We start from the raw sequence: 14,435 nt of genomic DNA, 5'->3' as shown, positions 1-14,435 counted from the left end.
GAATATCATCGATATAGTCATCGTCGCTTCGTTTGAATTCCTTGACCTTTCGCCCCTCATTTTCCAGTACATGTCGTATCGAATCTTCTTGCTGTTCAAGCGTTTTGTTGAACATTACTCTACTTTCGGAACACCCTCATTTTCCGCAGCTTCCTGTCGAGCCGCTTGAATCGCTTGATATAGGGCATGTAGGCTCTGCAAGCTTTGTTCATCCACCGTAAATGTGATCGCGCCAAAGCGGTAGGCATCCTGCTCGATCAAGGTGGCGATATCCCCTTCTTGCTCAAGCTGCGCCGAGACACACGCTTCCGTTTGCTCCAGTTGTTGCCTTACAGCTAGATGTTTTTCCAACACAGGCAAAAACGCCTCACGGACCTTGGCTAGCGCCTCATCCTTCTTCGCCAATCGGTACAAGGCAAGCTCGATCTGCAGCCAGCAGGTCACATAAAAATGAAACTCCAGAAACAAGGTCGTCAGCGCTTGAAGCAGTTGCGCATCATTTTGGTTCCCGTGACTCTTTTGACAGGCAACGCGCACCTCTTCTTTTTTTTCCTGAATCAGATCGTAGTGGCTGACAGCACCTCGGTAAAACTTACGGACGATATTGTACAGCATGTCTGATGTTCGAGGAGGCAGTCCCTGATAACGGTTCGGCACATCACGCATCGTCTTGTATCCTCTCCTGTTGCCTTTTCCTTATTGTACAACAGGAGACGCCAGGTTACTGCCCCAGAAGGATTATTCTTTTGCATGTTTCCAGTATTCATAAGCGTGAACGGCAATGCCTTTAAAGGAAGAATACACTTGCAGCGCTCGCGTCACGAGGTCAAGCTGCTTCATCATCTCCGCTTTCCCTTCCTCGTAGAAGGATACGTACTTGCCTTCATGACTCTCTTTCATTTCGACGGCGACAATCACTTCTTTACCAATGCTCTCCGCGTACTTGATTTCACTGTCCACCAGACTCAATATACCGCCGGGTCCCTCTGCGAAATCACGGAATGCCATCATCGTCGTGTGGTCCAGCTGACTGATCATCCAATGGCTGAATGGCAAGTCTGGCTGTCCGGGAGTCGGCGAATTATCCAGCCAGGCGGCTAAGTCGACGCTTGTTTTCAGCTTTGGACTTTGTTCCATCTCTTGAACAAAAGCCTGGATGTTCTCCATCCATTGGCGCAGCAGTCCTTCTTTGTCTGTACGCCAAATCGGCATGACGTAAGGCTCGATGTCCAGATGAACACCATCAAATCGCTCATCCTCACCTACACTCTCGTTATATTGCTTAACCCATTTGACCAATCTGAGAATCTTGCCGCGACTCTCCTCCAGAGCCCAGATCGGATGTCCTCCCATCGCGTGAACCTCTATTCCTGCAGCTCTTGCTTCCTGAATAAATTCACGGTATTTGGAGGTGGATAAGCTCATATCGATCCGTATGTACAAGAGGTTGATATCATGCTCTTTGGTAAAAGCGAGAATTTCCTCTTTTTCTGTATGCAGCAGCTCTGCCCGCCAAATGTACGTACCTAGATAGTGGGAAGGCTTTTCTGGAGGAATCGTAGCAGGGGCCAGCTCCTTCCAATACCTGTAGTCGTGTATGGCTACTCCTGCGTAGGAAGGATGCTGTTCCAGGTGTTGCGGGAAAAGCTCCAGCTGCTTCTCCATCTCGTCCGTCCCCTCTTCTGCGAACGTCGTATGGTCCTCGTCCATGTGTTTGAGGTTAACAGCTACCAGCATCTTTTTGCCCATCCGGTCGGCATCCTCCATCTCTGACTCTATCAATGACAGAATACCGTTGGGACCCGTCATCTGATCTCGATAAGCCATGATCGCAAGCGTATCGAATTGACGAATCATCCAGGTGGAAAGAGGCGCTTCCTCTCCGTCCTCAGAAGGAATTTCGTCCAGCCAAAACGCCAATGCGGCACTTGTCTCCAGATCGGAGTCCTGCTTGACTGCTTCTGTGAATACACGCATGTTGGCTTGCCATTCACGCACGACCTGTACACGATCTTGATTCCACTGCTTCAGCAGGTACGGCTCAATATCCAATTGAATCCCGTGAATGCGTTCTTCCGTGGATGCCTCTAGGTTGTACTCCTTCACCCAATCGACGATTTGCAGCATTCGCGCCTGGCGTGCCTCCAATGCCCAGGCCGGATGACCCGCTACCGCATGGACCCTGATCCCTTGCGCATACGCTTCACTGATGAAAGAACGGTAATAGGCAAAGGATCTGGACATGTCAAAGCGCAAGTAGATGATATCGATGTTGTTCTCTCTGGAAAAATCGAGTATCTCCTGTCTCTCCTCCCCGATCTTCTCAGACTGCCAGATCCAGGTGGCTTTACTCTTCTGATCCGCTGAGGAAAAGCCGAATAAAAAGCCGATCGTGAGGCAGAGAAAGCTAAATGTTAGGCTCTTGGCTTTCATTCATCACAGCTTCTCCTCTCTTTGACTTACCTGCTTCCAGCTTTCATAATCATGGATTGCACTGCCGCCATAACCTGGGTTGTCAGCAAGTGCCCGGTGCAGGATTGCCAGCTCGCTCATCATTTCCTCCGTTCCACGCTCATGAAAGCTGACGTGAGCCCCTTCCCCGGAATCCAGGATGTTGACCCCAACAATGACCGATCTTTGCTTCTGGTCGTTCGCATCGTCGACGATTTTTTCCACGATGCTCAAGATGCCATTGGGTCCATCTGCGAAATTGCGATAGGCCATCAGCGTGATGCTGTCCAGCCTTTGAAGCATCCAGCTGCTCAATGGTTCTTGTGTTCCAGGGACATGGACCGAATCAATCCAAAAGGGAAGATCCGCGCTGACCAACAGACTGGTGTCCTTTTTCGTCTCAGCGACCAGATACTCCATATTCTTCATCCATTGAAGCACGACACCGTCCCTCTCCTTCTTCCATTCAGGAAGGAGATACGGCTCAATATCGACATGAATGCCCTGAAATCGTTCGTCTTCCGCTACCCTGTTATTAAACGCCTTTACCCAAGCGATGAGGTCGCCGATACTGTCGCGATTGCGCATAAACACCCAATTGGGATCTCCGCTTAGCGCCTCGACCTTGATCCCTGCGCGACTCGCGAGCCGGTTGAAGGTGCGGTAGTCCCGAGGAGAGATCTCGACTGGCTTGATTTGCAAATAAATCAGGTTGATCTGGTTCTGTTTGGCAAAGGCAACGATTTCCTCTGGCTGGGAAGCGATCAGTTGGGCATCCCATATCCATGTCGCCTTGGTCAGCGTTGGTCTTTGCGTGACCACGGACAGGAAAATCAGCAGCAAAGTGAGCAGCAGCGGCAGCCATAACCGTTTTTTGCGGAGGCTTGTTCGCCCTAGCCACGTTTTGGTCATCCTGCCTAGGTCATCTCCACTTTTTTGCGGTAGTTTTCCTTGTTCACTTGCCGCTCTCTGGCTATCGCCAACGCTTTGCTCGGGACGTGGTCTGTGATCGTAGAGCCCGCTGCTACGTATGCACCTGCCCCGACCGTTACCGGAGCGATCAGATTGACATTGCAGCCGATAAAGGAATGATCCTCAATCGTCGTCTTCTGTTTGGTTGTCCCGTCATCGTTCACCGAAATGGTTCCGCATCCGATGTTGACATGGCTGCCTACCTCACTGTCTCCGAGGTACGAGAGATGCGACACCTTGGAATAATCGCCAAGACGTGTGTTCTTCAACTCCACGAAATCACCGACTTTCGCTCCAACGCCGACGTCTGATCCCGGACGGATATAGGCATAGGGCCCGACAGAAGCCTGTGCATGAATCGCGCTCCCCGCTACCGTGGAAAAGGAAAGGTTTACCCCCTGATCCACTTGACAATCAGTCAGATGCACATGAGGACCGATTCTGCAGCCTTCCGCGATCCGCGTGTTTCCGCATAAAAAGCTGCCCGGATAGATCACCGAATCTTGTCCAATCTGCACATCCGCCTCAATGTACGTCGTGGCTGGATCAATAATGGTGACGCCGTTGCGCATATGTCCTTCATTGATCCGCTTGCGGAGCAGCTTTTCCGTATGGGCAAGCTGGATGCGATCGTTCACACCTGTTCCCTCATCAGGATCTTCGCAGATGCAGCCGGATACGGTGCAGGATTGCTCCTGCAAAATCGCGATGACATCGGGGAGGTAGTACTCTCCCTGGGCGTTGTCGTTCTTGATCTGCGGCAAGCTCTGGAACAGCTTTTGATTGTCGAAGCAAAAGATACCCGTGCTGATCTCGCACACTTTCTTTTGTCCTAGGGTTGCATCTTTCTCTTCGACGATTTTTCGCACGTCTCCGTTTTCATCACGGATGATTCGTCCATATCCGGTAGGATCGTCTACGATGGAGGTCAGTACGGTAGCAGCTGCTTGCTTGCTCAAATGGTGGAGAACCAGCTTTTGCAGTGTCTCTTTTCTGACTAACGGGGTATCTCCATTAAGGACGATGGTCACTCCTTCTTTGTCTTGCAGGATCGGACTGCTCATCGATGCGGCGTGGGCCGTCCCCAGCTGCTCCGGTTGGAATGCGTACTCTACTCTTGCTCCCAAGTGTTCCTTCACAGCTTCTGCGCCGTGCCCGATGACGACGACCAGATGACTCAAGGCCATATCCTCCAGCAGATCAACCACATGCTCGATCATCGGTTTTCCGCATACGGGATGCATGACTTTGTAGAGGTTTGACTTCATACGCGTGCCTTTTCCGGCTGCCAGAACTACAGCATGAACACTCATCCAATCGCCTCCTGTTGACTTCTCGTGCTGAGAGTGGCCCGCCCCACTTGCTCCTCCTGCGGGAAGTACGGTTTCAATGCAGTGGTTAAACTGTCGATGATCATGCGGGAATCGATCTCTTTTTTCTGCATGCCAAGCTGATAAGCCTGAAGCATGATCTGAAGCAGGGTCTCCTGATTCAACCTTCCATCCGAGTTGCTCATGTGACGGACCTCCTCGTCATCTTATTGTGAATACCGTCCTTTGGAAAACGCTACTCGACCGTTACACTCTTGGCCAGATTGCGAGGCCGATCCACATCATTACCCAAAGCTACAGCCGTGTAATACGAGATGAGCTGGAGCGGGATGACACTCAGAATCGGTGCCAGGAGCGGGTGCGTCGCCGGGATCAGGCATACGTCATCCACCGAGCGGTGCAATTCCATGTTGTCTTCCAGCGCTATGCCCAATACGACCGCTCCTCTGGCTTTGATCTCTGTAATATTGCTGACCATTTTTTCGTGCAAATGGGCTTGGGTAGACAGCGCAACCACTCGTGTCCCTTCTTCGATCAAGGCCAGGGTCCCGTGCTTCAATTCCCCAGCCGCATAAGCTTCCGAATGGATGTAGGAAATTTCCTTCAGCTTCAGAGAGCCTTCCAGAGAAACGGCGTAATCGAGACCGCGACCGATAAAGAACATCTGGCTTTCATCTTTGATAGATGCTGCATACGCGCGAATTTCGTCCGCATGCGTCAAGATTTTCTCCACCTGGTCAGGTAGCTGGGTCATGGCATGCAGCAGAGCCTCTCTTTCATTTGCAGCAATGGTCTGTTTTACCTGGGCAAAGTACAGACCCAGCAAATAAAAGGCAATGACCTGAGACGTATAGGCTTTGGTCGAGGCTACTGCGATCTCTGGCCCGGCGTTTGTCGTGATGACGTAATCTGCCTCGCGCGCGATGGAGCTTCCCACGACGTTGGTGATTGCCAATACGCGGGAGCCGTTTCGCTGTGCTTCACGCAGCGCAGCCAGGGTATCTGCCGTCTCACCGGATTGACTCACGACGACAGTGAGCATTTTCTGTGAGAAAAGCGGATTTCGGTAGCGAAACTCGGAGGCGACATCCACCTCGACTGGGATGTGCGCCAGACTTTCAAACACGTGCTTCCCGATCATGCCCGCGTGATAAGCGGTACCGCAAGCCACGATATAGATTTTCTCGATCTCCTTCACGGCTTCTGGCAAAAGCCCCAGGTCTGGCATCGCAATTTCCCGCTTGGCTTCGTCGATCCGTCCTGCCATCGTATTGCGAAGTGAACGCGGCTGCTCATGGATCTCCTTGAGCATGTAGTGATCAAAGCCGTCTTTTTCAGCTTGTTCCTTGTCCCATTCAATCCGGATTTGTTTGCGGTCGATCGGCTGACCGGTATCGATATCCTGTAGCAGCAGTGAATCCGGGGTCAGGATGGCCAGATCGCCATCCTCCATGACGTAGACATCACGTGTATGCTCCAGAATAGCCGGGATGTCGGAGCCAATGAACTTTTCATTGTCACCCACACCGATGATCAAAGGACTGGCATAGCGGATTGCAACGAGCTTGTCGGGTTCGTACTCACTCATGACTGCCAGTGCGTAAGCTCCGCGAATTTTTCCAGCTACCTGTCTGACTGCCGCGACGAGATCGCCGTCGTAGTGCTTGGCTAGCAAGTGGGCTATCACTTCGGTATCCGTCTCCGATGAAAACACAATGCCTTCATTGCTCAACTCTTCTTTGATATCGAGGTAGTTTTCGATAATGCCATTGTGAACGAGCACAAATTTGCCTGTTTCGTCCGTATGCGGATGGGAGTTTTCATCTGACGGACGTCCATGTGTCGCCCATCTGGTGTGGCCGATACCCATCGTTCCTGAGAGACTTGCTTTTTGCACGTGCTGATCCAGAACGTCAATTCGTCCCTTCGCTTTGCTGACCGCGATTTTTTCTCCATCGCATACAGCGATCCCGGCAGAATCATAGCCGCGATATTCGAGTTTTCTCAGACCGTGAATCAATAGAGGCTGTGCCTCTCTATATCCGATATAGCCCATAATTCCACACATGTTATGCTTACCTCCCTTAAGTTCAGGCCGAATCGTCAAGCCTGTCGTCTAGGCGAGCAGGCTGACGATTTCCTTTTGTTGCGGGACCGAAACAGCCATCCCGATCTTGTAAATGTGGGAGCCTTCCACACCTTCAAATGCATTGCGCGTATCGATAACAGCCACTCCCAGATCAGCAAGCTCCTGATAATCAAAGCTTTTGTGATTAGTAATGAGCACCATGCAATCATAGGTGCGGAACCGTTCCAGATCGTAGTCGATAGAATGGACAGATTGTCCAGCCTTGTTCACGAAGTGTTTGGCATGCGGATCATAATAGTCCACGGTAGCTCCGTTTTTCTTGAACTGCTCATAGATTTCCAGCCCAGGCGACTCGCGAAGATCGTCTACGTCTGGCTTGTATGCCATTCCCAAGATGAGAATTTTGGAGCTGTTGATCGATTTTGCGTACAGATTCAGCACCTGTACGGTCTTGTGCAGGACATAATCCGGCATGCTGTCATTGATGGATTGCGCGATATCAATGAACTGACTGTGAAAACGGAAGCCTTTTGCTTTCCAGGACAGGTACATCGGATCAAGTGGAATGCAATGACCACCGATGCCTGGGCCTGGATAAAACGGCATGTATCCGAATGGCTTTGTCGAAGCGGCCTTGATCACTTCCCACACGTTGATGCCCATTTTGTCGCACATCAACGCCATTTCGTTCATAAAGGCGATGTTGACACTGCGGAAGGTGTTTTCCAAAAGCTTGGACATTTCCGCTACCTTTGGTGTGGATACCGGAACCACGGTCTTCACCAGATTGCCATAGAGGGCCGTGCCCAGCTCGATGCATTTCGGCGTTGTGCCACCGATGATTTTCGGCGTGTTGTGCGTGTTGAAATTTCGATTTCCCGGGTCTACCCGTTCTGGCGAATAGCAGAGGAAGAAGTCTTCTCCCGCCTGATACCCCAGCTTTTCCAGCTCCCACTGAATCAGCTCTTCCGTCGTGCCGGGATAGGTGGTGCTCTCCAATGTAATCAGCATCCCTTGTTTCATGTACTTCTTCAGCTGATTGACAACATTGGTAATGTACGATGTGTCGGGGTCCTGATTGGGACTGAGCGGAGTAGGGACGCAAATGCTGATCGCATCCAGATTTTCAATGGCGCTGTAATCCGTTGTTGGATAAAAACGTTTCGTTGCCAGGCATTCCTGCAAGGTCTCATTGGAAATATCCTGAACGTAGGATACGCCTGCTTTCAAACTATCGATTTTCCCTGGATGCAGATCGATCCCGACGACGGTATAGCCGCCCTTGATGGTCTCTACAGCAAGTGGCAGACCAACATATCCAAGTCCGATCACACCAACCTTTGCTGTTCTATCCACAATTTTTTTCTGCAATTCCTCGAATCTCCCCATACTCGGCTCTCCCCTTTGGCTCTCTTTATGAAATCAATCGCTTTACTCGTGCCGCCAATTCAACCGGTGAAAATGGTTTGGTTATGTAGTCGGAGGCACCGAGTGCAAATGATTTTTTCACGTCTTCTTCCAAGCGTTTGTCTGTGAGAATGACGATCTTGCTGCCTCTCTCAGCATCCGAATGCTTGATCCTCTCTATCATCTGATAGCCATTCATGATCGGCAGGTTCAGGTCTGTGATGACCAGATCTGGGGTCATCTCCTGGTATTTCTGAACCCCGTCCACACCGTCATTGGCGACGATTACCTGGTAGCCTTTTCTCTCCAGATAAATGCTCAGGAACTCGTTGACGGCCTCGTCATGATTGACGAGCAATATGCTGGCTGCACTATCCCCAGCATCCTCTGCTTGGGGATCAAACAGCTTGATCTCACCAACCCCGGCTAGCTCCATCACAGCATGATGCATGCTTCGCAGCAGTTGACCTGTCGCTCGCGTGCACTCCTCGAAGCTGGCGATCAGCAAGCTGCCAGCCAGAAGATTCGCGTTCTGCAGATAATCCTTCACCAGGAGCGCATGAAAATGGGTATCGCTCAGCTTTTGATGCTTTAAAAAGATGCTCAGTACTTGCGTGTTTTGGTCAAAAGCGTAATGCGCCTCTTCTTTGGAGCTGTTGTGAGCTAAATCTCTTTTGACAGTCTCCAATCCTTCCACGCTCAAATCCTTGCAGCTCACCAGGATAATGCCGCATCGGAAATGACTTGATTCCGAAGCTTCAATCAGCTGATAGAGTGTCGCTACGAGATTACTCATCCTCTTACCTCCAGACTTGAAATGGTTTTGTTCTCTTCGACTTTCCAACTGGTTCGGGTCATCGTTCCCCACGAGTTGTTATTTCGCATATATTCGATATGACCGAGGAATCTCCAGACCACGCCGATCTGTCGGTAGCCGAAGAACATCAGAATGGTATAGAAAAGCATTTTGACGATATCCTGAAACCGCGGATAGCGCCGAAACGCGATTTCTTCCAGCAACAGCGCACCTATTCCCAGCAACAATCCATAGACGATGTTGAGTGACCCGTAGAGAAGCAACACGTCTACGTTCGTCATATCCATCAAGGTATAGCCGATCAAGGCCAATAATCCCGTGATACGGAAGTAGGGGTTCAGTGTTTCAAAAAGGATGTTGTACGGCAATGTCACTAATCCAAATATTTTGTACTTGGGTCGAAGCACCATGTATTTTCCGTACTCAATCATGTTTTTCAGGTTTCCTCGACCCCATCTGCGACGTTGACTGCCCAGGATCTTCCACGTGTCTGGAGCCTGTGTCCAGCAGACTGCATCCGGGCAAAATGCGACGCGATAGGGAAGGTTGTTTTCCAGCATGTACTTGTGCAGTTTGATGATGATATTCATATCCTCACCCGGGTAACCTTCGCGATAGCCGCCAACCTTGATCACGTAATCCTTGCGAAAAACGCCAAAGGCACCAGAGACGATAATCAAGCCATTGATCGCACTCCACCCGATCCGTCCTCCCAAAAATGCCTTGAGGTATTCCACAGATTGCATCATCGGCAAAAACTTGTTAGGGAGGCGAATCTCGCTGACGATTCCATCCTCGATCTTGCAGCCATTGGCAATGCGGATATCGCCGCCAATCGCCACCGTTTCCTCGGGATTTTCCATATAGACGCGGGCGATGCGAATCAATGCGTCCTTTTCCAAAAGCGAATCGGCATCGATAGACGCGATCAACGGGTAGTGGGAAAGGTTGATCCCTGCGTTGAGTGAGTCTGCCTTACCTCCGTTTTCCTTATCGATCAGATAAAGATTGGGGAAAGCGGGATTATGGTAAATCCCTCTTACATTCCCTGTATTCAGAACAGGCTGTAAGACCGCGTTGCTCGATACCTGAAGCTTGAATTCCTCAATCAACACCTGAAGGGTCTCATCACCAGAACCGTCGTTGACCACGATGACCTCGTACTCCGGATAATGGAGTGAAAGCAAGGACCTGACATTCTCAATAATTGTCAACTCCTCGTTGTACGCAGGTACCAGGATCGAGATCGGTGGAACATGCTTGGAGCCTGACAAAGCCTGAAAGCGTGAGTACAGGGAGCTTTTGAGAATGCCCATGATGCTCTTGAACGAGAACATCATAATGATGAAGTACAGCGAGTTGATGACGATGACGTAATAGGTGGCGAATATCCCGTAGTAAAGCAAGAACTCTCTCATAACATCCTCCCTTCAGCCTACTTTTCCAATGCATGGACCGTTTTCATTGATTTCCTGTTCCATTTTTGGTAGAAATAGAGCTTTTGGTTGTAGCTGATCTGCTGATCCAAATCGACCAGGTTGTGTTTCCCCCGCTCCAGCTCTTTTTGGACTACCTGATGGGCCATCTCACGGACGCGGCTGTCCTTCTCCTCCTCCATAATCGCGCACAGTGCCATGAAGCCTTCTACTTGCAGCTGTGCCAAACTGTTCGTACTGTTGTGCGCGACCCACCAGTGCGGATCTTTGACTGCTCGCTTCAGCAATGGAATATACTGTGACAATCCCAAGGCTCCAATCGCTTTTGCCATGATCGAACGCAGCTCCCAATCAGGATGCGTCATGAACAGATTGACATTCTTGTCCGTGAGGTAGCGCACGTCGCGGCACAACAGCTTGACGACCTTGATCCTGACTTCCTTGTCAGCCGAATCGACGAGCTCATGCAAAATCGGGTCCATATTCGGCTGCGCGTGGGAAGACAGACCAATCAATCCAATCTTGATCAGATCGGCATCCTCTTCCTTCAGGAAAGAGACGAGCAAGGGCCCTGTATCCAGATGACTGTCGCCCAAAATATCGACGATCAACTGGTGGCAATTTTTCCGATGAGCAGCCAACAGCTCCACCATCTGGCGCAAATCCTTCTCGCTCCGCGCACATTTGGCGATCGCACGGGCGATGATGAAAATGGTAGAATCGAAGTCGCTTTTTTTCAGCAAGTGAAGGAGCCCTTCTACCGCTTTCCCGGAGCGCATCATACCGAGATTGAAGGCAGCGTCGATCTTCGTCCATTTCCACCAGCTGTTCATCCGGTTTAAATCCAGTTCTTCCAAGCCCATGTCCACACAGAGCACGATCAGCTTTTGACGGTGAATCCCGGTAAAACGCTCCAGAAGCTCAAACAGCTTTTTCTGGATAATCTGCTTTTCCCTTCGTGTGAGATTGCCGGGTGGCAGTTTCAGGCGTTCCTCTTCTTCTCCATAGGCCTGCAAGTAGATAAAGTAGTCTTTGTATTTTTCCAGACACGTCTTCTCCTGTTTATCTGCAGCAATGTGCCGAAGCTTCAGAGCCAAGAGCAAGATCAGGCCAAGCACCGTCACTCCGCATATGAAGTAAAGAAAGTAGACGGCAAACGATAGTGGTGTCTCCACGTTTCCACTCCTCATCCAATCAAGGTTTGATCTCTTCCGTGGCAGGTACAGTCAGTTCCTGAAATACTTTTTGAATCAGCGGATAGCTTTGTTTTTTCCGTTCGTGATAACCGACCTCTTCCCAAGGCTCCCAGCTATAGATCGGTAAACGAGTCAACGGATAGGGATTGCCTGCCTGCTCGACTGTCCCGGGTCCATCCCCTGCTTTATCGCTGATCCAGGGGAGAATTCGAATGCCTCGGGTCGTCTCTGTGACGAAATCTCTCCCCTCGTCCTGATAGCTCATCACCTGAAGGGAGCTGGGGTCAGTAAAACCAAGCAGCATCCAGGGAATCCGCAATTCGACGATCTTGTCTTTTGTCTCCCAGGCTGCCAAGGAGTTGTAGTCGGGATGATCCCATGCTGTTGTTCCTCGGCGCAGGTTTCCAACAATCACTTCTTCCTTTGGATGATAGGTCTTGCTGTCCGGCGGTTCCATTTCCAGACCGACAGCCAGCTTCCAGGGAACAAAGACTCCCGAGTTGTCCCGCAGCTCTTCTTCCTTCAGGGGAAGCATTCCGTACCTTTTGCCGTACAGACGGGTGTGAAAATCGTAGTTGGAGGCGATGCGAATCTCGCTTTCTTCTTGCCCCAGTAGAATCAAGGTTTCCAAGCCTTCATCCAGCGTCATGCTGCCTAGCTCTGCCGCTTTTTTATTGCCACCCGGCAACGTATCGACACCCACGTAAAGCGATTGGCTCAGGGGATCAAAGGCTTTCTCCAGCTGTGCAAGCACGTACACATAGCCCTCGTCATGCGTCATCCATATTTCTTCAAAACCATGCACCTTCACGTCGAGCTTCTGCTTTTCTTCTACTGCGAGCTTCTCCCAATCCGATTTGTCACCATCGATGGTCAGCACGTCTTCTTTACTTGCGTGCATGCCAAGAACACCGAACAGTTTTTCATTGGTCAATACATTCAACCAGAGGGAACGGCGATCTTCGGGCAGCTCGAATTTCATCGTATTCCACGTTTTTTTGAACCACTCATCCTGCCAAACGAACAAAATTCCTCCAGCGTAGCCTTCGGAGTGAATTTCCCGCATCAGCTGTGCGTCAATCTCTCCCTGGCGCTGTTCGGTATGCCCCCCCTGATCACGTCCCAGTTCACCGAAATGGGCATTGCCCCATGAAGCTGGCACTCCGAACTCTGTAACCATGACAGGCATGCCTTGATGATACGCCTTGAGCTTGCGCAAATACGCTTTGTACGTATCGATCTCCCCTGTGTCGTTCTTCACCGTCTTCAGACCTGTATCGTAACGAAACAAATCCGGATAGTACGGATACACATGGTACGAGGCAAAGTAACCCGCATCCCAATGAATCGGTTCAATGTGCGTCGGATCGACGCTCACCATGTCTTCATGGTAGATGGGCTCCCCGGGATGGCTGAGCGGGTCTGTCGTCACCCAGTTGGTAAACGTCATCGGATGCTGCCAGCCGTATTTGCTCTCCTCTTGCGCCACGATATCCACTTTTTCCGCGATCCAGGACTCGAAGGCGGTAGCCTGGTCTGAAGCACGGAAATACGTTCCCTGGTACGGCTCCATTTCTTTATGAATCTGATTGGTTTTCTGGACCATCACAGGGTCCCATTCTGTCCCTGTGTGCCACCCGATGACGTAAGGTCCTGCGTTGGCCCGATACTTGCCGCCAGCCTTGCCCTTCTTTTCAGGAAGGGTAACAGCGCCATATACAGCCCCGACTGCATCCCGTATCTCCTGTTGGAACTGATCGCGAATCTCTGGCAAGAACGCATCCTGCTTTTCGATCAACAGTTCCTCTGGACTCCAAATACCCTGCATCAGATAGAGAGGCTCTCCTTCTTTGCGCTGGTTAAACGATACGAGCGCCTCATAGAACGCAGGGGGGTGAATCGTATAGACGCGGATTACATTAGCCCCCATCTCATCGATCATCGCGAACCAACGGAGGTAATCCTCTTTTGTAATGGGCAGCTCCCCCGGAAAATGGCCGGGTAAAGAGGCTCCCAGATTGATTCCTTTCGCGAAAAAGGGCTGCCAGGTTTGCCCCTGATAGATTTCCAGCTGATCCTCATTCGTGCGAAATTTCAACTGAATTCCGCTCTTGATCTCCATGCTTTCTACTTGATTAACATCCAAATACAACCACAACGAGGTGCTTGCGATGGCCATGATCACCACCATGAACACCCAGCGATATGGACGTCTCCTTTTCTGTTCCATGTTGCTTACCTCCGCTTCGATACCCGGATTATCAGCGTACGATGGAGTGGCAATTGCTTCGTCGTGCTTCGGGTCGAGGTTCTGGGTAAATTGTATACACTATGCTCCAACTGTCCCATAGACTGAATTCACTAATATATTTAATTAACTCAACTTTCGCAGAGCGAAAATGAGAGTATTCCCTTGGTACAACAAGTTTAAAGCCGATTTTAGAATGCTCCTTGAAATATAGAAAAACACCACTCCGTTTGGTAAAGTGAAAGTGTCGAGGAATCACTACCATACAGGAGAGGTGTCCTTTCTATGATAGAGCAAACTCAACAAAACAATCAACTCCCTGCCGAAATCAAAATGGCTTGGAAAGAACTGAAAGTGCTGCATCACTTGAAAACCGCAGGTTTTAAAAAGAATTTTGGCTTTACCTGCTCGTATCTGTTCCAACTTGTGTTTGTCCTCTTGTTTCATCACAAGAACTGGATTCGCTTGTTGGTGAGCAAGAAAGGTGA

At 50.4% G+C, this 14,435-nt stretch carries 11 protein-coding genes and 1 pseudogene; 1 reads left to right on the top strand and 11 read right to left on the bottom strand.

The annotated features are described in order from the left end of the window. Positions 1 to 114: 114 nt before the first annotated feature. From EDM52_RS18670 to EDM52_RS18620, 11 genes are all read right to left on the bottom strand, one after another. Positions 115 to 666, bottom strand: a complete 552-nt coding sequence (locus EDM52_RS18670; protein WP_122910466.1) for a hypothetical protein — start codon at positions 664 to 666, stop codon at positions 115 to 117. 72 nt (positions 667 to 738) lie between these two features. Then, a complete protein-coding gene (locus tag EDM52_RS18665; protein ID WP_122910465.1) occupies positions 739 to 2,433 on the bottom strand; it encodes a hypothetical protein in 1,695 nt (564 codons plus the stop codon). A gap of 3 nt (positions 2,434 to 2,436) precedes the next feature. Further along, a complete protein-coding gene (locus tag EDM52_RS18660) occupies positions 2,437 to 3,363 on the bottom strand; it encodes a hypothetical protein (protein WP_122910464.1) in 927 nt (308 codons plus the stop codon). A 5-nt stretch (positions 3,364 to 3,368) separates the two neighbouring features. Next, a complete protein-coding gene (gene glmU, locus EDM52_RS18655) occupies positions 3,369 to 4,736 on the bottom strand; it encodes a bifunctional UDP-N-acetylglucosamine diphosphorylase/glucosamine-1-phosphate N-acetyltransferase GlmU (protein WP_122910463.1) in 1,368 nt (455 codons plus the stop codon). After that, positions 4,733 to 4,939 (bottom strand): YwzD family small protein, encoded by a 207-nt coding sequence (locus EDM52_RS18650; protein WP_122910462.1) that lies wholly within the window; start codon positions 4,937 to 4,939, stop codon positions 4,733 to 4,735. Before EDM52_RS18650 ends, glmU begins: the two co-directional genes overlap by 4 nt. Before the next feature lie 50 nt (positions 4,940 to 4,989). Beyond that, positions 4,990 to 6,822 carry a glutamine--fructose-6-phosphate transaminase (isomerizing) gene (gene glmS / locus EDM52_RS18645; protein WP_122910461.1) on the bottom strand — a complete coding sequence of 611 codons (1,833 nt, stop codon included), beginning with the start codon at positions 6,820 to 6,822 and terminating at the stop codon, positions 4,990 to 4,992. Between the two features lie 48 nt (positions 6,823 to 6,870). Beyond that, positions 6,871 to 8,232, bottom strand: coding sequence for a nucleotide sugar dehydrogenase (locus EDM52_RS18640; RefSeq protein WP_122910460.1), 1,362 nt, complete (start codon positions 8,230 to 8,232; stop codon positions 6,871 to 6,873). 25 nt (positions 8,233 to 8,257) lie between these two features. After that, positions 8,258 to 9,046: a response regulator transcription factor gene (locus EDM52_RS18635; protein WP_122910459.1), complete on the bottom strand. Its 789-nt coding sequence runs from the start codon at positions 9,044 to 9,046 to the stop codon at positions 8,258 to 8,260. Next, entirely contained in the window at positions 9,043 to 10,485 is a 1,443-nt protein-coding gene (locus EDM52_RS18630) for a glycosyltransferase family 2 protein (protein WP_122910458.1), read from the bottom strand. The genes EDM52_RS18635 and EDM52_RS18630 overlap by 4 nt, the downstream gene beginning before the upstream one ends. 17 nt (positions 10,486 to 10,502) lie before the next feature. Beyond that, entirely contained in the window at positions 10,503 to 11,678 is a 1,176-nt protein-coding gene (locus tag EDM52_RS18625) for a HEAT repeat domain-containing protein (protein WP_122910457.1), read from the bottom strand. Positions 11,679 to 11,697: 19 nt separating this feature from the next. Next, positions 11,698 to 13,929 carry a hypothetical protein gene (locus tag EDM52_RS18620; RefSeq protein WP_122910456.1) on the bottom strand — a complete coding sequence of 744 codons (2,232 nt, stop codon included), beginning with the start codon at positions 13,927 to 13,929 and terminating at the stop codon, positions 11,698 to 11,700. Positions 13,930 to 14,232: 303 nt separating this feature from the next. Here EDM52_RS18620 and EDM52_RS18615 point away from each other — a divergent pair. Continuing rightward, a pseudogene (locus EDM52_RS18615) lies at positions 14,233 to 14,435 on the top strand (IS4 family transposase); the annotation flags it as partial.

Origin of the sequence: Brevibacillus invocatus (assembly GCF_003710915.1) — a bacterium.
GTDB lineage: Bacteria > Bacillota > Bacilli > Brevibacillales > Brevibacillaceae > Brevibacillus > Brevibacillus invocatus.
The sequence above is the reverse complement of the archived record's forward strand: the minus strand, read 5'-3'. Positions and strand labels throughout refer to the sequence as shown.